Here is an 18,391-nt window from a genome sequence, read left to right as displayed (position 1 = left end):
TCGTATGCTCACTTTACAGCTATGCAAAGTTTAATGGCGCTATAATGCCAAAATTCGTGCTTAGTTACTATGTACGTCTGCACAATTCACTCGTGCCAAAAACACGTTAATTAGTTTTTTAAACGCTAAAAATCAAAAAATAGGCACGTTCACCTACCCTGTATTGCTTTTAATCAATTATTATCAATGTTATAAACCAGCTTGCTGTATAACTTTAAAACTTAAAAAGGACTTAATATGAAAAAACTATTCTTTATAGCCTGTATTTTACTTAGTCAAAAAAGCTTTGCTTTGGAATTTGCTAAGTACCCAATAGAACTAAGTTCGGGCGAAGGCGTTAATGTTGTTATTGCCCCAACAACAGATAAAAAACAAGCTTTAGTAAAAGTAACAGGCATAAACCATGATATTGATGGCATTGTATTTTTAACCGATTTAAAACCTCATGGTAGTAATAAAGCTTACAAATATACTTACGATGGTACACAAAGAAGTTTAGTAAGTGTTGAGGAAGGCTACCGCTGTTGCTCTTACAATCTTTATATTCCAGACACTCGTGATGGAATTTACTTATCAAAAAAAGAAGAGTCAAACCCTGCCATTGTTGAAGATTTAAAAGCGCAATACGATCAACAGTTAAATAAAGGTACTCAAGCTAAACTAGCGAAGTTTAATCGTGAAAAGCATTTAGGGTATCAACAAAAAAATATAGCTGCCGCTAATAGCGAAATAGATAAGCAATGCGGATTAAAAATAAATACCAATGTTGATTGGGAAAGCATTGATGATGAAAACCTAAAAGAATATCCAGTGGGTTCATTTTGTGCACAAGTTGCAAACGAAATGGCATACATGTGCGAAAAAGACCAAAGTTTTAAAAACGACATAGCTCAGTTCAATGCTATCGAATGTAAATTTACTAATGAGCTAAAACTACGTAAAAATGGTAATACACTTATATTTAAAACAGCGCCAAAAGCCGCTAACCAACGCCGCTTTATTGAAGCTTATTTATTAAATTTATAAGCTGAGGCTTAATCTAAACCAAAAAAGCACCTTTAGGTGCTTTTTTGATTTTACTGATTAAGTTTGTTTATAGCGTTAAAAATACAATCAAACCGACACCGAGTAATAAACGATATATCACAAATGGCAACATACCCATTCGCTCTATTACTTTTAAAAACATAAATATACACGCATAAGCCGATAAGAACGATAACACCACACCTAATAATAGTGTGTTCCAATCAACTACATGATCACCCAGAGCAAGCTCTGCAATATAATAAAGCCCCATCATAGAAATAATCGGAATCGCTAGTAAAAACGAAAAACGCGCTGCGCTTTGCTTATTCATACCCAACATTAAACCAGCGGTCATCGTGATACCTGATCGAGAAGTACCCGGGATCATTGCAACAGCTTGTGCGAAACCAATGATAAGTGCCGTTTTCCAATTGAGCTGATAAATAGTTTTAATTTGTTTCCCTTTTGCATCCGCGTACCAAAGCAACAAACCAAATACAATGGTGGTAGTAGCAATTACCCAAGCGCTTCGCAAATATAACTCAATAAAGTCTTTTAAAAGTAAACCTAAAATAGCGGCAGGCACTGTACCTAGTATAATCCACCAGCCTAATTTACTGTCATCGGTAGTGCCTTGCTTACCAAAAGATTTAAACCATGCGCTTAGTATATCTACTACCTCTTTGCGAAAATAAATAACAACGGCAATTAAAGTACCAACATGTACTGCTACGTCAAACGCAAGCCCTTGATCTTCCCAGCCTAAAATTTGCGATGGGAGAATTAAATGCGCTGAACTCGATATTGGTAAAAACTCAGTAAATCCCTGTATGAGGGCTAAAATAATTATTTCGATGATACTCATGGGTTAGAAAACTCCACCTTCCATAGCTTTTGTTGAGGGTTGTTATATTCATTCCATAACTGCGCAATCGTTTGCTTAGCTACAGGATGATAAAAATCTGGGGCAACCTCACTCAGAGGTTGTAATACAAATGCATTTTTAGTTATTTCATCACGTGGTAATTGCGCTGGGGAGTCGCAAATTACATCATCATAAAACAGTAAATCTAAATCGAGCGTTCGTGGACTAAATTTTTTATCGTTCGCTGTACGCCCATTATCACGCTCTATTTGTTTTAATAAAGCGCATACATCAGCAAGCGACATATCAGTTGTAGCGCCAACTACTGAATTATAAAAATTATTGCCAGCAAACCCAACTGCTTCACTTTCAAAAACAGACGAGTGCACAATGTGCTCAAAGTGCTGCTTAAGTGCAATTAATGCACATTGTATATAATGTGCTTTATTTATATTTGACCCTAGGCTGATATAAATTTGAGCCATTTAGTCAGTTGCCTTAACACGTGTAATTTCAACACCCACAGTTTGTGCTTGTGCTACAGCTGCAGGTTTACTTACTCTTATAGTAACTTGTGGCGTATTAAACTCGCTTAAAATAATCTCAGCCAACTGCTCAACCAAAGTCTCTAGCAACTCAACAGGTTTTGCAGTGCAGTGCTTAATAACGCGTTCGCTTACTTTTGAGTAATCCAGTGCTAAATTAATATCGTCATTTTCGGCTGCAGGCTTAATATCACTAAGCATTTCAATATCAAAATAAAGGCTCTGTTTACTTTCTTTTTCAAAGTCGTACACTCCAATAATAGTGTCGACGTGCAATTGAGATATAAAAACCTTATCCATTGATACTCCAAATAACAACAAACGACTAAGCAACTATACAAAGCATCAATAAAATTAATACTGTATATGGTTTAGCCAGTGTTTAAATATGTGAAAATAACTTCTACAATAGCAAGATAACTAAACTAGCTATTAAATAGCCTGTTAATAATTTTCACGATAAATTTTGCTGCCAATAATAGCTTAAAAGTACTATCAATTGGTATAGCAATTAAAAAATAAGGAAGCGTGTGTTAGCCACTTTAATGTTTGTTTTAGCTTATTTACTTGGGTCGATTTCGTCGGCTATTTTAGTGTCGCGGTTGTTCAAACTCCCTGAACCTCGTAATAGTGGTTCTAACAACCCAGGGGCTACAAATGTTTATAGATTAGGCGGAGCATTTCCGGCTTGCTTGGTTTTAGTGTTTGATATTTTAAAAGGAACTATTCCAGTATGGGGGGCTTATTTTTTAGAAGTTGAACCTTTAGAGCTTGGTTTAGTCGCTGTAGCAGCTTGCTTAGGCCATATGTACCCACTGTTTTTTAGCTTCAAAGGCGGTAAAGCCGTAGCAACGGCATTTGGCTCATTATTACCTATTGGCTTATCATTGGCTGGTTTACTTGTATGCACTTGGTTAGTTATAGTGGCAATAACACGCTATTCATCACTGGCAGCACTTGTAGCTGTATCTTTAGCGCCCTTATATACATGGCTAATAAAACCACTTTATACTCTTCCCGTTACTTTTATCACGCTGTTAATTATATTTCGTCACCGTACTAATATTATTCGACTATTTAGCGGGGAAGAACCAAAAGTGGGTGCTAAAAAAGCACCCACTGATGAAAACAAAAATATCTAAAATATGAGTCATTAAATCGGCTCAAGGCTATCTATAGGCCAGCGAGGTTTTGTTTTCATATCAAGACTTGCAAACTGACCTGCTTTTAAACGTTGCATTCCTGCATAAGCAATCATTGCACCGTTGTCGGTACAAAATTCAGTACGCGGATAAAACACTTCGCCTTTCATACCTTTCATTACGCGTTCGAGCTGCAGTCGAAGCTGTGTATTCGCACTTACGCCACCGGCGATGACCAAACGCTTAATACCTGTTTGTTTAAGCGCACGCTTACACTTAATAACGAGCGTATCAATAACCGCCGTTTGAAATGCATGCGCTATATCAGCTTTAGTTTGATCGTCGTCGTCATTTTCACGAATCGTGATTGATGCCGCTGTTTTTAAACCACTAAAACTAAAATCAAGACCTGGCTTGTCGGTCATAGGGCGAGGAAAAATAAAGCGCTTCGCAACGCCTTGTTCGGCCATTTTAGCTAAGCGCGGACCACCGGGGTAGTCAAGACCAAGTAACTTAGCCGTTTTATCAAAGGCCTCGCCTGCGGCATCATCAACTGACTCACCTAGTACTTCGTATTGTCCAATACCCGCTACTTTAACCATCATGGTATGACCGCCCGATACAAGCAATGCAATAAACGGAAACTCAGGAATATTTTCTTCAAGCATCGGAGCAAGTAAATGCCCTTCCATATGATGAACAGCAACAGCTGGAATATCCCAACCGTATGCTAATGAACGACCAATAGAAGTACCTACCAATAACGCACCAACTAAACCTGGGCCTGCAGTATATGCAATGCCATCTAAGTCTTCTGGGCCACAACCCGCTTGTGCAAAAGCTGCGTCTATAAGTGGTAGCGTTTTACGAACATGATCGCGCGATGCAAGTTCCGGTACTACACCGCCATAATCAGCGTGTACTTTTACCTGGCTGTATAATTGATGAGCTAACAAGCCTTTTTCGTCATCGTATATTGCAATACCTGTTTCATCACATGACGATTCAATGCCTAAAATTCGCACTGTACTTCTCCTGCCTTTAAAATTTCACTTCGCTGTTTTTATAACGTAAGGCCAATATTTGTTTGGCCATCTTCTAGGGCAAACTTTTTAAGTGCCTTCACGCTATCAGAGGTAATACGCCCCATATTTTCTACAAAATCAATTAGCTCACCTAATACTTCAATTTCGTATTGCATTAATGGATGCTCTCTAACGGCCGTGTTATCTGCAACCTCACCTTCAACCGTCATTTGATATTCAATAAAGCGGGCCACTGTTGCTTGAGATATTTTACTGACACTAATGAACTCTTGCTCATCTTGCGCCATTAAACCATGCATTAAGCTAAGTAAAGACGTTGCAGCATCAATAGCAGGATAAGTACCAAACATATCAAAATCAGCAAGTTCAGGAACATTCGGTTCTATTTTTTCAACTTGTTTTTCGAGATCTATTTTACTTTTAGGCAGTAATATTTTTTCCCAACAAACATTAAGCGAATTACGAAGTAAGGTTTCATCACCAAACCCCGTTGCTTCGCTAAATAAACCGTAATTTGGCAGCATTCGCTCTATTAAAGCACTTGCTACAACAGCTTTTTGTAAATAGTTAAGCTCTCTAATACGCTGAAAATTATTTGCTTTAGTCATTCTTTAACGTCTCACACGACCAACAAAAATCAAATGTTGATCCATTATGCTCATTACAGTTAGGGCATACCCAATCTGGAGCGGATTGTTTTACTTGTTGATAGTTTACCAATATTTGCCGCGCATGGCGCTCTTTTATCGCATAAACCTGCACACTAACTTGTGCTTGATCAAATGGAATTTCTCCCAATGCGCCTTGAAGCATCTCACCTTTTATTTTGCATTCGATGCCACTGGTTTGTATTAAGCCTTTAATAATATTAGCTTCAAGGGTATTTTCGGCTTTATAAATTGTAACCCATTGAAAAGAGCTATCAGTTGAATTTTTATTATTAATATTTTGCAATATTCACCTCATTTATTTTGTGTTGACAATATCCTACGCTAAATTATTAGCATACTAATATGCTGCACTTTTAAGGAATAAACATGACACTTACAACCCCGGGCCTACTTTTCCCGGCCATATCGCTGCTATTACTAGCCTATACAAACCGATTTTTAGTTTTAGCGCAATTAATTAGGGAGTTAAATACGCGCGAGGGTGAATCTATTCGCCCTGTTGTAGTGGCTCAAATCACTAATTTACGTAAACGCATTAAGCTAATTAGAACAATGCAAGTATACGGTGTCGCCTCTTTTTTACTGTGTACATTTTCAATGTTTGCTTTATTTATTGAATTTAATACCACGGGCATTATTTTATTTGGTGTTAGTTTAGCTTGCTTAAGTCTATCGTTATTAACGTCTTTATTTGAAATACATATTTCCTGCGATGCAATTGAAATAGAACTACAAAGCATTGAAAACAAACCATTAAGCAATAGGATTAGTCGGAATTTTGTGAAATGAATTTGTATTTATCGTCCCCCTATTATTTGTCACAAGAATCTTATATGTATGCCCTATTTTGGGGCACACTTTTTTATTATTTAGAACAATCAGACTCTAAGTATCCAACTAACCTACTGACTAAAAATAACTTTATCAAAATAGTCAATTGCAAAAATGTCGATAAAGAGCAATAAACAACTAGTCTTCAATTAAAAAAGTAATACTATTTGGTCGCTTTTTTCTTTAATTAATACTAAAAGGGGGGTATCCTGCTGGAAACATGTATGAACTTGCAAATATATTTCAATATAAAATTTTACTAAACTTTAGAATAAAAATTAATATATTTGATGTCCGCTGTATCTGCGACTTACTTATAAAAAGGGACTATAAAGTGAGATTTGAACAATTAGAGCAATTTGTAGCACTTGGAGTGTTACGTCACTTTAGACAAGCAGCTGAACAAACCCAAATCAGTACTTCAGCGCTAACGCGCAGCATTCAAACACTTGAAAATGAAATGGGATATGAGTTAGTAAAACGCTCAACACGTTCAGTTAAATTAACGCCAGAAGGCGAACTTTTTCTTGAATATGCTAAAACGACTCTATCGGAACTTGAGCTAACGAAAAAACGGATTTTTCAATCAGTAAACGGTAATGCTAACGAAAAGCTGGTTATTGGCTATACCAATAAGGCAAGCAGCATAGTACCTATTTCTTGTGGGCAGTTTTTAGCTCAATATCCACATATAAAAATTGAAATGCAATTACAAGATCAGCAAGAGCTAACACGTAAACTCCAACAAGGAGAAATAGACATAAGTGTATACTCTCAAGCGATTAATAGTATTGGCAGTGATATTCACCTACCTGATCAGCTTGTATTATTTGTTTCAAAAAATCACCCTCTTGCACATAAAAACGATATAAGTAAGCAAAACCTTGATAGCTATCCTATGTTTGGCTGCTTCTCTCAATCGAAACAAGTGCAAACCATGCTTAATGAAGCAATTGATTCTTTAAATAAATCATCAAGTATTAAAGTGGGCAGTATTGATCAAGTAATGGCTGGCGTAGTTAAATCAGATCACTTTGCTATTGCAAGCATTGAACATGCAAATACAATCGCAGAAAACCCTGAACTCGTGCAACTGAAAACAAATAAAGATTTAAACCACGAACAACTCGTTGTACAAACAAGCCAGCAAACCTCTATTACTGAACATGTAGAGCATTTACTATCGCTTATAAAGAAAGCGGGAGCTACATTTAGCTAATCCAATATTTTTAAAAAGTGCGGCGTAATAAACAGTAGCTTTAAATCGCTTTTCGGCTACACTGTCGCACCTTTTTTAAACAGCTGATGTGGATGAACACACTTTTTGGTCCTGATGTCTATTTAGATGATATAGAACGTCAAGGATACACCGTAATTCATAACGCGCTTATTGCCGATTTAGTTAACGATTTAGTTGCAGATTGCCATCGTATAAACCCCCACTTTAGCCTTGCCGGTATTGGTCGATTAAATAACTTACAAATAGATAAAACTATTCGTACTGATAAAACCTATTGGTTTGACGGCAGCTCGCAAGCACAGCTTACTTATCAAGCAATAATGCAAAGTATAAAAACCACGTTAAATCGTAGCTTTTTTATGGGGCTATTTGATTACGAATGTCATTATGCAAAATATACACAGGGGGACTTTTACAAAAAGCACTTAGATGCATTTAAAGGTCGATCTAATCGTGTATTTACAACGGTGCTTTATTTAAATACGCCAGAGCAAGGTGGCGAACTTGTTATTTATAAACCTAAAAGTAAAGAAGTAGAAATAACCATTAAACCAACGGCTGGCACATTGGTTATGTTTGAAAGCGAACGTTTTGCTCATGAAGTGCTTCCAGCGGTTGACGAACGCTATTCTATTGCTGGATGGTTTAGAAAAAACGCCTCTATTAGCGGTATTATTGATCCGCCCCGATAGCTCTAAATAACTCATTTTAACAGCCTTAACTAAGGCTTTAAAATGCTATTGGGTATGAAAGTAATAACCCTATAAAGATAGCCAAACCCACATAATGGTTATTTAAAAACGCTTTAAAGCAGGCATCTCTTTCACGTTTATGAATAAGCGTTTGTTGATATGCCAATAAACCAGCTGCTACACCCAAACCAACGCCAAACGCGACACTTAAATGATTACTTATACCAATAAACGCAACCAGCGCTATAAATACAGCATTAAGTAAAAAGATTATGTGGCGGTCGAATTTACCAAATAAAATAGCGGTTGATTTTACCCCTATTTTTAAATCGTCATCTCTATCAACCATCGCATACATAGTGTCATAAGCGACTGTCCAGCAAATGTTGGCTATAAATAATAACCATGCCTGCTGCGGTAATGCATTTATTGAAGCCATATACGCCATTGGAATAGCCCAACCAAATGCAGCCCCTAAAACAACTTGTGGTAATTGTGTATAGCGTTTCATAAAAGGGTAGCAAAAGGCTAAAGCCAAAGCCCCAAAAGAAAGCAAAATAGTATTAACGCTAAGCATTAATACTAAAATAAACGCAATAACTATGAGCAGTAAAAATAGGCTAAGTGCTTCACCACTACTAACCCGCCCTGAAGCTAGCGGCCGCTGAGCAGTGCGTTTTACAGAGCCGTCTATTTTTCTATCTGCAAAATCATTAATTACGCATCCTGCACTTCGCATAACAACAACGCCCAGCGTAAATATAATAAAGTTGAGTAAGCTCGGCATCCCACTATTAGCAAGCCATAAGGCCCAGTATGTTGGCCAAAGTAATAACAAGGTACCAATGGGCTTATCTATACGCATTAGCTGTATATAGTAAGAAATATGTTTTGGCTTTAAAACGGCTAATTTCATGAGTATAAATATGCTCCTGGTAAAAACACTTCACACACTAAAAATTTATATTCTCGTAGCGAAAACACACTTCGACGACCGAGTAAGTTTTGTTTAGATAAATTTAATTGAGACACCAACTGCTGCAATGAATGCTCGCTGTTAAAACATGCTATTTCTATATCAGTACGCACTAATTGAGAGTCTTGAAAAATAACATCACCAAGAGGTCGATTTCCCATGTTAAGCAGAGGATTATGCGATTTATTTTGTCGTTTATTGTCGGGTAGCCAACTTTGTGCGTAGACCATTGGCTTATCATCACATAACAAAATCACTTCTCTATTTAGTGCCGATACTGCTGTGCAACTAAGTAATTTTTGTTGCTCAACCGATAAATCAAACGTTTGCTCACTAAGTACTTTTACAGAGAAGTTTTGCGATCGACTTTTTAATTTAGCCGTTAATGAATGAGGCTCAAATAGCCAATCACGCTCAGTCGCTGTTAAGCCGCTTACTTGTGAAGTATGTTGCCAGTTGGCAGACAAAGAAATAGGGAAAGTAGTCACAATTGCTCAATTAAATAAAAACCGGAGCAATAATAACATTGCCAATGCATTTGAAAAAGTGATGATTTACTGCCATAAATAACTAAGATAAATAACTGCTTGGCGCTGTTTATTACACACCATTGGGTATAAACTATTTACAACAGGTTTTTAGAAACGCTTTAAATATGAAAAAAATAGTATACGCAGGTCTTTTTACATTCTTTGTAAGCGTTATAAGCTTTACAGCTCGAGCTGAATCCACAGTTGGTTATTTTGGTTTTGAGCCAGATATAATTACTAACTATATTGGTCCATCAAGTAAAAAAATGGGCTATGTGCGCGTAACTATAGATTTAATGCTTAATGACACTTCAGATATTGCAATAGTAGAGCACCACACCCCTTTACTGCGCGATGCCTTAGTAGAAATATTTTCAAAAGAGTCTGAAGAGAAAATAAAATCACTTACTGGTCGAGAAGAAATACGTGCAAAGTGCGCCGTAAAACTAAAAAGCCTGTTAAAAGAAGAAACAGGACAAGAGATCATCCGTGAAGTCTTGTTCACTAAATATTTATATCATTAGTATTTAACGGTTAACGATTTGCGTTAAATATTTTGGCGGTATAGGCAAAAGCCATACCGCTAACTAATCCACCTAAGTGCGCCCAATTAGCCATGCCAACAAATAATACATCTGCAAAACCTAGCACCAGCCAAATCAACATAAAACCAACAATAGCCGTACTAACTAGCGCAGGTTTATTAGGGTTTAAAAAACTATGAATCCAACAAAAACCTAGTAACCCATACACCACACCGCTTAGGCCGCCAAAATTCGGGCCAACCATTAAATATTGTGCCCAATTACTAATAAGTGCAGTCACTAAAAACAAGCCTATTAAGCTTAGTTTTCCGCATTGTTTTTCGATATTGTCACCAAGCGACATCCACCAAATTAAATTAAACACTATATGCATCGCGCTAAAATGTACGAGGGCGGGCGTTAACCAACTTAAAGGCTGCGTAGGTTTAAACTGCATCATGGTGTAAATGGTCTCAAAACCACCTAGTAAAAAAGCAAAATAAATTATAACGCTTACAATACTTACAGTTTGATTTAACCAGCTGAGCGCTTTAAATCGCGCCATAAGATTAAGTGATTGCCCTTGATATTTAAGCGGCGACTGTGTGCTGCCTACATCCCAAGATGCTTGCTGGTATTTTTCATGATTAGGATTTTGTGTAAACTCAACCCATAAAGGCTGAACTTGATGAAAGTCCTCCTCAGCCACACTAATGACGACATTACTACCATCTGCTGAGTGTACCTTTGCATCTAGGCCTTGGCTTTTTAAATAGTCTATAAAGCCCTGTGCTGCGCGCGGGTTATTTAAACTACCAAGCTCTATCATCGCTCTACTTTCTCGCTGTAAGCCGCTTCCCAAGCAGTAAAGCCCCCATCCATGCTGTAAACATCTTCAAAACCTTGCTCAACTAAATAACTAGCAGCGCCTTGAGAGCTCATACCGTGATAACACACAATAATAATTGGTTGATCGAATTCTTTTTCCATCATAAATTGTGCAATATTACCGTTAGAAAGTGCTTCTGAGCCTGGAATACGACCAGCTTGATACGAATTTGGATCGCGAATATCTGCAATTACAACGTCTTCTTTATCTAGAAGTTCTAACGTTTGCGCTATAGAAATGTGTTTAAATGCCATTGAAGTCTCTTTAATTAATAGTATAAAAAAGGCGGCTAAAGCCGCCCTTCTTGTAATTTAGTTAGGAACTAATCCCAGTTTAAAATTACTTTACCTGACTGACCTGAAATCATCATATCAAAGCCAGCTTGGAAGTCATCCACAGAATACTGATGTGTAATGATTGGGTTCAAATCAAGACCAGATTGAATCAAGCTTGCCATTTTGTACCACGTTTCGAACATTTCGCGACCGTAAATACCTTTAATCACTAAACCTTTAAAAATAACTTGGTTCCAATCAACCGCCATATCAGATGGTGGAATACCTAGCATGGCAATTTTACCGCCGTGGTTCATGTTATTAAGCATTGAATTAAAAGCGCTTGGCACACCTGACATCTCGAGACCAATATCAAAGCCCTCTGTCATACCTAGCTCTTTTATTACATCTTCAAGCTTTTCGCTTGCCACGTTTACCGCGCGAGATGCACCCATTTTACGTGCTAAATCTAAGCGGTATTCATTCACGTCGGTAATAACGACGTGACGAGCTCCAACATGTTTTGCTACAGCTGCTGCCATAATACCAATTGGGCCTGCACCAGTAATAAGCACATCTTCGCCAACTAAGTCGAACGATAATGCGGTATGAACTGCATTGCCAAACGGGTCAAAAATAGAAGCCAGTTCGTCAGAAATGTTATCTGGAATTTTAAATGCATTAAATGCAGGAATAACTAAATACTCTGCAAATGCACCTTCACGGTTTACACCTACGCCTGTTGTATTTCGGCATAAATGTACACGCCCAGCACGACAGTTACGACAGTGCCCACACGTAATATGACCTTCACCCGATACGCGGTCGCCTACTTTAAAGCCACGAACTTCCTGGCCCATATCAACGACTTCACCAACATATTCGTGACCAACAACCATAGGAGTAGGAATCGTTTTACTTGCCCATTCATCCCATTTGTAAATATGTACGTCGGTACCACAAATAGCTGTTTTACGAATTTTAATTAGTAAGTCGTTATGACCGACTTCTGGCTTTGGTGCATCTGTCATCCAAATGCCCGGTTCTGCTTTTAATTTAGATAATGCTTTCATAGTCCACACTCAACTAAAAAACCGAAGCAAGGCTTCGGCTTAAAATAAAATTAAATAACGCCCATTTCTTTACCAATGCGGGTAAATGCATCAATAGCAATATCGAGTTGCTCAATACTATGCGCCGCTGAAATTTGTGTACGAATACGCGCTTGCCCTTTTGGTACTACAGGGAATGAAAAACCAGTGACGTAAATACCTTCAACAAGTAACTTATCAGCCATTAACGAGGCTACTTTTGCATCTCCCAGCATTACTGGGATGATTGCATGATCTTTACCTGCACACGTAAAACCAACAGCTTCCATTTGCTCACGGAAATATTTAGCATTTGACCAAAGTTTAGCGCGAAGCTCGCCGCCATTTTCTAGCATTTCAAGTACTTTAATTGATGCAGTAACAATTGAAGGTGCTAATGAGTTTGAGAATAAGTATGGGCGTGAGCGCTGACGTAACCATTCAACAATTTCTTTTTTACCTGATGTATAACCACCTGATGCACCGCCTAGCGCTTTACCTAATGTACCGGTAATAATATCTACACGGTCTAATACATTACAGTACTCTGGTGTACCTTTACCGTTTTCGCCAACAAAGCCAACAGCATGAGAGTCATCAACCATTACAAGTGCATCGTATTTATCAGCTAGGTCGCACACAGCTTCTAAATTACAAATAACGCCGTCCATAGAAAACACGCCATCAGTAGCTATTAACTTCGTTTTGGCACCTGCTTCATCGGCAGCAATAAGTTGCTTTTCCAGATCAGCCATGTCGTTATTTGCATAACGAAAACGCTTAGCTTTACACAAACGTACACCATCAATAATTGATGCATGGTTTAATGAATCAGAAATAATAGCGTCTTCTGCGCCTAAAATGGTTTCAAACAAGCCTGTGTTTGCATCAAAACATGAAGAATATAAAATCGTATCTTCTGTTTCTAAAAACTCACTGATTTTTTTCTCTAGTGTTTTATGAATATCTTGCGTACCACAAATAAAACGAACAGACGCAACACCAAAACCATGATTATTTAAACCGTTTTGCGCAGCTTCAATTAGCTCTGGGCTATTAGCTAAACCTAAGTAGTTATTAGCACAAAAGTTGATTACTTTACCTGACGCAACTTCGATTTGAGCTTGCTGCTGAGATTTAATAATACGTTCGCTTTTATACAAACCTTCGGTTTTTACGTCTTCAATTTGCTGTTGTAACTGGCTAAAAAAAGCAGATGCTCTCATCTAAGTTCTCCATATATTTGAACGGGTAAACAATCACATTTAAACGACTGTTTATTATGAGGGGTATTGTAAAAGTTTAATGGGAAAAATGCACGGTTTGCAGTTCGTCGTAAACACCCTAGACTGGAAGTAATTCCTGCCAGTTTACAGGCTAATCTGTTTAGTTTATTTATGTATTTAAAAGTGCAGGTAAACTGTTTATAGAATCGATAATTAAATCAGCCTCTTGCTTAGCGTTTTCGTCAAAGCTTTGACCCGAACGCACTAAAACGCGGGTCGTAATGCCCGCTTTTTTCGCAGCCTGCATATCACTGAGTTTATCGCCCACCATAATACTGCAAGCAGGGTCGATGTTATGCTCTTGTATGCCTTGCAATAACATACCTGGCGCAGGCTTTCTGCAACTGCACTCTTTCAAATATTCAGGGTGCGCTTTTTTAGGGTGATGAGGGCAAAAGTACACATCGGCAACTTCAATACTGTGATCACTAAATTGGGCTTTCATCCATTGCGTTAGTGCTAAAAAATCAGCTTCGGTGTAATAACCTCGGCCAATTCCAGATTGATTAGTAACGATTATGATTTTATAGCCCGCATCATAAAATGCTTTACAGGCGTTAAAAACACCGTCAATAAATTCAAATTTATCGCTTTGATACACATAACCATGGTCAACGTTTACCACGCCATCTCGATCTAAAAAAAGCGCTTTATTTTTTTGTTGTACATTCATTGCAAAGACTCTTTTTGTACAACATGGTCAAACATTGCTTTTACATCATCAACCGTAATTTGGCTCATTAAATCATCGCCTTTTACGCGCGTCCCCCACGGTACTTGCTTAGCTGTTTTACCTGTTTGCTTAAGCAAATTTTGGTGGTAAACCTCAACCACGTAATCTTGATATAAATAAGGGCCTGTTCGTGCTGGGTTTGAATGTGCATATAAACCAATAACCGGCGTACCAACCGTTACCGCCATATGTGCAGGGCCTGTATCGGGCGCGAGCACTAAACTGCCACGCTTTAACACGCACAGCAATTCTTTGAGTTTCGTTTTACCCACTAAATTTAAAATAGGTGTTTTGCTATACTCAATAATGCTATTTGCTAGGTTAATTTCAAGTTCTGTTGGACCACCCGTCAATACAACTTTAAAGCCTTGCTCATTTGCATAATCAGCCAATGCGGCATAACGATCAGCGAGCCAATTGCGCTGTGCTTTACTTGCTGCTGGCGATATTACTAACAGTTTATTAGTTAGGTACTCTGGTGTTAGTAGTTCATCGGCAACCGCTTGGTCTTGCTCTGTATATGGCATGTCCCAACTCGGTTTATAATCAGCTACACCTATGGCTTTTGCAAAACCTTTAAAGCCTTCAAGCACATGCGCCTGAGCTTCTGGGGCTATTCGTTTATTAATAAACAAGCTGTGCAATTCTTTTGAACGTGCCCAATCGAACCCTATTTTTACTTTTGCAGGAATACAATGCGCTACAAATCCAGCCCTTAATGCAACTTGCATGTTAAGTAGTACATCAAACTGTTGACCTTTAAAGCGTTGCTTTAAGCTTTTAAGTGCTGCTTTACCTTGTTTTTTATCAAATACCACCAGCTCAACACCCGGTAAGTCGGCAAGTAACATCGCTTCTATTTTACCAATAACCCACGTGATTTTTGCATTTGGGTGTGCTTTTTGAATGGCTTGTACAGCACTCACACCATGACATACGTCACCAATGGCTGAGAGTCTTAATATACAAATAGATGAATAGTTAGGAGCTTGAGTCACACATTCCCTTAGGTATTAAATACAAAAGCCGATCTTAAATTATAATCACGCTATTGCAAGCACTTATCCTCAGCTTTAAAACGCGCTAATATAGGCACATTATTTAGCAATTACGCAGAGCTATGTTTAAACAACACATGCAAGGCAATCACACTGTATTAAGCCACCCTAAATACACGAGCCAAATTACCCTCGATTGGTTTGATGCAAATTATTGGCAACAACAAAATAAAATTGTGGGTGCCAAAAAGGGCCGAGCAACTGCGTGGTTTTTTAAACAAGACGAATTAACAGCCGTACTTAGGCATTATTGGCGCGGAGGCTTAGTGGGTAAATTGCTAAGCGATCAATATTTATATCCAGGGCTTGAACAAACCCGTGTGTATAAAGAGTTTAGCTTAATGAGTAAGCTTATAGAGCTTGGTTTAAACGTACCAACCCCTATTGCAGCTAAAGTAACGCGTAGCGGATTAATTTACCGTGGTGATATTATTACCGAGGCTGTTAAAGGCGCTAAAAGTGTACTCGACATATTAATTGAACGCCCATTGACCGAAGATGAGTTGGAGCGCATAGCTAAAACAATCGCGCTATTTCATTCAAAAGGCGTGTATCACGCCGATTTAAACATTAATAACATTTTGTTTGATGATACTGGTGATGTGTATATTATCGACTTTGATAGAGGTGAAATAAGAGCGCCTAACCCACAATGGCAACAAAGTAATATGGCACGTCTTGAGCGCTCGTTTTTAAAAGAACAGGGTCGAAATAATGTATTTAATTGGCAAGTGAGTGACTTTCAAACTCTACACAGCAACTACCTTAAAGCACTCGCTAATATAAGTTAACTTAATCAGCCAAGGCTAAATACTGCAGAGCGACCTGCTCTGCCTGTACTTGTTTTAGAATTTCAGCGTTTTCTAGATTAGGTTTGTCAGCTAATACCTGCTTAACTGCATTGGCTAATGCCTCACTTTGTCCAGCAGGTACTAAATATTTACTTAGCTCGCCTGTTAATATCTCGCTTGGGCCAAATGTGCAATTAGTGCTAACTACCGGAGTACCCACCGCTAAAGCTTCAATTAATACCGTTGGAAGTCCTTCAAAATCAGAACTCAACACTAAAGCTTTGGCCTGCTTAATCCAGTTATAAGGGTTTTGTTGAAACCCTGGCACTACTAGCTGTTTTTCTATGCCGTACTCCTGTGCAAGCTTTAGCGCTTTTGCGGGTTTATTACATAAAAGGACTAACTTGTATTTTTTATCAAGCTTTGCAAATGCTGAAAATAATATATCGTGGCGTTTTTGCTTGGCGAGTCTTCCTACATGAATCAAGTAAGGCTCATTGGGAATATTGTTATTTTGCTCATTTTCTTGTTGTTTTATCTTGTCAAAATCGAACGGGTTATAAATAGTCGCAATTGCACTTGGGTCAATTAAATTCCCTTGTGTTATTTCTTTTTCAACCCCCTTTGAGACACAAATAAGTGACTTACCATTTAAATTTTGCTTACTTTTTTTAAGATATAAATATGAAAATGGACCTAACTTTTTTTGACGAGCAAGTTCTGCATTAACAGAATTATGAATAACAAAATGAACATTTTTGATATTACTACGCGCGAGCAAGTTATTACTTCTATCAAGATTAGAAAGCACTAAATCAATATTGCCAATCTCGCTCTGTTTTTTTTTAACCAAGTTTGTAGTGTTAAAATGCTATTTTTACGTTGCCAAAACCTATCGACTTTAGATGCTCTATCAGTAAATAAACTATCAACATTAACTATATCAGGAATATCATATTCAACACTGCTAGCAAGAGATAAAATAGTGATATTGTGATGTAGTTTCGCCATTTTTTTCAGCCAAAGTAAGCATTACTTTCTCAGCTCTTCCCCCACTAATGAATCTATTACATTAACAATATTTATTAACCTTCTTCTGCAAGCATACTTTTTATGCCATTAATGATTACATCGTAACTATTTGAATTATCAAACCGGTTGTAGTTATCAATAAGCTCACTATAAAAAGGTTCGGTAATAACTTGGGCTATTTTTGTAGTGATTTCATCTATATCAAGATTTGTTTTAATTACAACACCCGTATTAACACAGTGATCCAAACGTGTATTTTGATCTTTAGAAATTGCACATGCAACAATAGGTGTTTTAACGGCGATTGCTTGTAGTAGGGTATCGCCGCCACTTAGTAATGCGATTTTAGCTTGGCTCATTAATGCCAAAAAATCAGTGCTTTGCAAGCTTGTTAAACAAATTAGCTCATCACTTTTGGGAATGATTTTATTATAATTTGGACCAAAAACAACAACGCCTTTTAAGCCTGTGAGTTTAGTTATTTTAAGTGCAGCTTCAAAATATACATCAGCGCAGTTTAGGTTATTTACACTATGGCCGCCTGAGCCAGCATTTACAATAAAATAGCCTTCAGGTACTAAGTTATAGCGATTTAAAACATCACGTTTTTGCGCGCAAGAGGCAAATGTAACAAAAGGACCTACATTGCGAGGATGTGCCAAAGAAAACATGTCTAGCTTAGTAGTTTCTGTCCATGTAAGTGGTTCAATACAGTAATCGGGTTGAACCACCCAATGTGCATCAATTAAATTTACCCTATTAAGCTTTAAGCCTTTGGCACGTTTTTTAGCATGCTGAGATATAAATACTACCTTGGCCCCAACTTTTTTAGCTGCTTTCATGTGGCCCGCGCGCCCTGCACAATCGAAAACAACGACATCAGGTTTAAATTGCGCTATAAAATCGCAAACAGAATCTAGCTCTTTAGTTGCTGAGTGTTCGAGCAGTGTAGCTTTAAAAGGACAAGTTTTAGCATAAGGAGTATGCTTATTTAATATAAAATGAATATCGAGAGAATCAGCAACTTCTGCCTGTAAACTTTGAGCTAACAACAACGAGCGCATATACTCACCAATGCCTTCTGGCGATGATACTGGAATAAATAAAAGTCGTTTGTTGCTCATTGCATTCTCAATTTCCTATTT

Annotated in this window: 22 protein-coding genes and 1 pseudogene; 7 read left to right on the top strand and 16 right to left on the bottom strand. The window is 37.8% G+C overall.

Features of this window, described 5'->3' with window-relative positions; all coding sequences use genetic code 11:
* The first annotated feature begins 237 nt into the window (after positions 1 to 237).
* A complete protein-coding gene (locus I6F42_RS12985; protein WP_007584744.1) occupies positions 238 to 1,026 on the top strand; it encodes a hypothetical protein in 789 nt (262 codons plus the stop codon).
* Between the two features lie 67 nt (positions 1,027 to 1,093).
* Here the strand turns inward: I6F42_RS12985 and I6F42_RS12980 are convergent, their stop codons facing one another.
* Genes I6F42_RS12980 through folB form a run of 3 tightly spaced genes read right to left on the bottom strand, consistent with a single transcriptional unit; the run spans position 1,094 to position 2,739 of the window.
* Positions 1,094 to 1,894, bottom strand: coding sequence for an undecaprenyl-diphosphate phosphatase (locus I6F42_RS12980; protein WP_007584742.1), 801 nt, complete (start codon positions 1,892 to 1,894; stop codon positions 1,094 to 1,096).
* On the bottom strand, positions 1,891 to 2,379 hold the full coding sequence (folK, locus tag I6F42_RS12975; RefSeq protein ID WP_010554408.1) for a 2-amino-4-hydroxy-6-hydroxymethyldihydropteridine diphosphokinase: 489 nt from the start codon (positions 2,377 to 2,379) through the stop codon (positions 1,891 to 1,893). The genes I6F42_RS12980 and folK overlap by 4 nt, the downstream gene beginning before the upstream one ends.
* Positions 2,380 to 2,739 (bottom strand): dihydroneopterin aldolase, encoded by a 360-nt coding sequence (folB, locus tag I6F42_RS12970; protein ID WP_007584738.1) that lies wholly within the window; start codon positions 2,737 to 2,739, stop codon positions 2,380 to 2,382.
* A gap of 230 nt (positions 2,740 to 2,969) precedes the next feature.
* Between folB and plsY the strand changes: the two genes are divergently transcribed.
* Complete coding sequence (plsY, locus tag I6F42_RS12965; protein WP_197152384.1) at positions 2,970 to 3,581, top strand: glycerol-3-phosphate 1-O-acyltransferase PlsY; 612 nt, start codon at positions 2,970 to 2,972, stop codon at positions 3,579 to 3,581.
* A gap of 11 nt (positions 3,582 to 3,592) precedes the next feature.
* Here plsY and tsaD read toward each other — a convergent pair whose 3' ends face one another.
* From tsaD to I6F42_RS12950, 3 genes are read right to left on the bottom strand one after another with little or no spacing between them, the layout of a single operon-like run.
* Positions 3,593 to 4,606 (bottom strand): tRNA (adenosine(37)-N6)-threonylcarbamoyltransferase complex transferase subunit TsaD, encoded by a 1,014-nt coding sequence (gene tsaD / locus I6F42_RS12960; RefSeq protein WP_010554406.1) that lies wholly within the window; start codon positions 4,604 to 4,606, stop codon positions 3,593 to 3,595.
* A 38-nt stretch (positions 4,607 to 4,644) separates the two neighbouring features.
* The gene (locus I6F42_RS12955) at positions 4,645 to 5,235 is read right to left on the bottom strand and encodes a YjaG family protein (RefSeq protein WP_197152382.1); all 591 of its coding nucleotides are present in this window, start codon (positions 5,233 to 5,235) and stop codon (positions 4,645 to 4,647) included.
* Positions 5,228 to 5,581 carry a DUF2007 domain-containing protein gene (locus I6F42_RS12950; protein ID WP_010554404.1) on the bottom strand — a complete coding sequence of 118 codons (354 nt, stop codon included), beginning with the start codon at positions 5,579 to 5,581 and terminating at the stop codon, positions 5,228 to 5,230. The genes I6F42_RS12955 and I6F42_RS12950 overlap by 8 nt, the downstream gene beginning before the upstream one ends.
* 83 nt (positions 5,582 to 5,664) lie before the next feature.
* Here I6F42_RS12950 and I6F42_RS12945 point away from each other — a divergent pair, with 83 nt between their 5' ends.
* From I6F42_RS12945 to I6F42_RS12935, 3 genes are all read left to right on the top strand, one after another.
* A complete protein-coding gene (locus I6F42_RS12945; RefSeq protein ID WP_010554403.1) occupies positions 5,665 to 6,087 on the top strand; it encodes a DUF2721 domain-containing protein in 423 nt (140 codons plus the stop codon).
* Between the two features lie 376 nt (positions 6,088 to 6,463).
* Positions 6,464 to 7,348 carry a LysR family transcriptional regulator gene (locus I6F42_RS12940; protein WP_165736228.1) on the top strand — a complete coding sequence of 295 codons (885 nt, stop codon included), beginning with the start codon at positions 6,464 to 6,466 and terminating at the stop codon, positions 7,346 to 7,348.
* Positions 7,349 to 7,440: 92 nt separating this feature from the next.
* Positions 7,441 to 8,061: a 2OG-Fe(II) oxygenase gene (locus I6F42_RS12935; protein ID WP_007584723.1), complete on the top strand. Its 621-nt coding sequence runs from the start codon at positions 7,441 to 7,443 to the stop codon at positions 8,059 to 8,061.
* Positions 8,062 to 8,098: 37 nt separating this feature from the next.
* Here I6F42_RS12935 and ubiA read toward each other — a convergent pair whose 3' ends face one another.
* Both ubiA and I6F42_RS12925 read right to left on the bottom strand, forming a co-directional pair.
* Positions 8,099 to 8,977 (bottom strand): 4-hydroxybenzoate octaprenyltransferase, encoded by an 879-nt coding sequence (ubiA, locus tag I6F42_RS12930; protein WP_010554401.1) that lies wholly within the window; start codon positions 8,975 to 8,977, stop codon positions 8,099 to 8,101.
* Complete coding sequence (locus I6F42_RS12925) at positions 8,974 to 9,525, bottom strand: chorismate lyase (protein ID WP_010554400.1); 552 nt, start codon at positions 9,523 to 9,525, stop codon at positions 8,974 to 8,976. The genes ubiA and I6F42_RS12925 overlap by 4 nt, the downstream gene beginning before the upstream one ends.
* Before the next feature lie 167 nt (positions 9,526 to 9,692).
* On the opposite strand from I6F42_RS12925, the gene I6F42_RS12920 reads away from it, so the two are divergent.
* Positions 9,693 to 10,091, top strand: a complete 399-nt coding sequence (locus I6F42_RS12920; protein ID WP_010554399.1) for a flagellar basal body-associated protein FliL — start codon at positions 9,693 to 9,695, stop codon at positions 10,089 to 10,091.
* Between the two features lie 10 nt (positions 10,092 to 10,101).
* On the opposite strand, the gene glpG is transcribed toward I6F42_RS12920, so the two are convergent.
* The 6 genes from glpG to I6F42_RS12890 all read right to left on the bottom strand — a co-directional run bounded on the left by glpG (position 10,102) and on the right by I6F42_RS12890 (position 15,363).
* Entirely contained in the window at positions 10,102 to 10,920 is an 819-nt protein-coding gene (gene glpG / locus I6F42_RS12915) for a rhomboid family intramembrane serine protease GlpG (RefSeq protein WP_010554398.1), read from the bottom strand.
* Positions 10,917 to 11,234: a thiosulfate sulfurtransferase GlpE gene (gene glpE, locus I6F42_RS12910; RefSeq protein ID WP_010554397.1), complete on the bottom strand. Its 318-nt coding sequence runs from the start codon at positions 11,232 to 11,234 to the stop codon at positions 10,917 to 10,919. The genes glpG and glpE overlap by 4 nt, the downstream gene beginning before the upstream one ends.
* A gap of 68 nt (positions 11,235 to 11,302) precedes the next feature.
* The gene (gene tdh / locus I6F42_RS12905) at positions 11,303 to 12,328 is read right to left on the bottom strand and encodes an L-threonine 3-dehydrogenase (protein WP_197114204.1); all 1,026 of its coding nucleotides are present in this window, start codon (positions 12,326 to 12,328) and stop codon (positions 11,303 to 11,305) included.
* Between the two features lie 50 nt (positions 12,329 to 12,378).
* Entirely contained in the window at positions 12,379 to 13,572 is a 1,194-nt protein-coding gene (locus I6F42_RS12900; protein ID WP_010554396.1) for a glycine C-acetyltransferase, read from the bottom strand.
* A gap of 169 nt (positions 13,573 to 13,741) precedes the next feature.
* Positions 13,742 to 14,305, bottom strand: coding sequence for a D-glycero-beta-D-manno-heptose 1,7-bisphosphate 7-phosphatase (gmhB, locus tag I6F42_RS12895; RefSeq protein WP_197152378.1), 564 nt, complete (start codon positions 14,303 to 14,305; stop codon positions 13,742 to 13,744).
* A complete protein-coding gene (locus I6F42_RS12890) occupies positions 14,302 to 15,363 on the bottom strand; it encodes a glycosyltransferase family 9 protein (RefSeq protein ID WP_197152375.1) in 1,062 nt (353 codons plus the stop codon). The genes gmhB and I6F42_RS12890 overlap by 4 nt, the downstream gene beginning before the upstream one ends.
* A gap of 122 nt (positions 15,364 to 15,485) precedes the next feature.
* On the opposite strand from I6F42_RS12890, the gene I6F42_RS12885 reads away from it, so the two are divergent.
* On the top strand, positions 15,486 to 16,214 hold the full coding sequence (locus I6F42_RS12885) for a 3-deoxy-D-manno-octulosonic acid kinase (protein WP_197152373.1): 729 nt from the start codon (positions 15,486 to 15,488) through the stop codon (positions 16,212 to 16,214).
* A gap of 1 nt (position 16,215) precedes the next feature.
* Here the strand turns inward: I6F42_RS12885 and I6F42_RS12880 are convergent.
* Together I6F42_RS12880 and I6F42_RS12875 are read right to left on the bottom strand one after the other, a co-directional pair.
* Positions 16,216 to 17,300, bottom strand: a pseudogene (locus I6F42_RS12880) (glycosyltransferase).
* A complete protein-coding gene (locus I6F42_RS12875) occupies positions 17,300 to 18,370 on the bottom strand; it encodes a glycosyltransferase family 1 protein (RefSeq protein WP_197152371.1) in 1,071 nt (356 codons plus the stop codon). The pseudogene I6F42_RS12880 and the gene I6F42_RS12875 overlap by 1 nt, the downstream one beginning before the upstream one ends.
* Between the last annotated feature and the right edge of the window lie 21 nt (positions 18,371 to 18,391).

It is taken from the genome of Pseudoalteromonas sp. SWYJZ12, assembly GCF_015864395.1.
In the GTDB taxonomy this organism is placed as follows: Bacteria; Pseudomonadota; Gammaproteobacteria; order Enterobacterales; family Alteromonadaceae; genus Pseudoalteromonas; species Pseudoalteromonas arctica.
The sequence above is the reverse complement of the archived record's forward strand: the minus strand, read 5'-3'. Positions and strand labels throughout refer to the sequence as shown.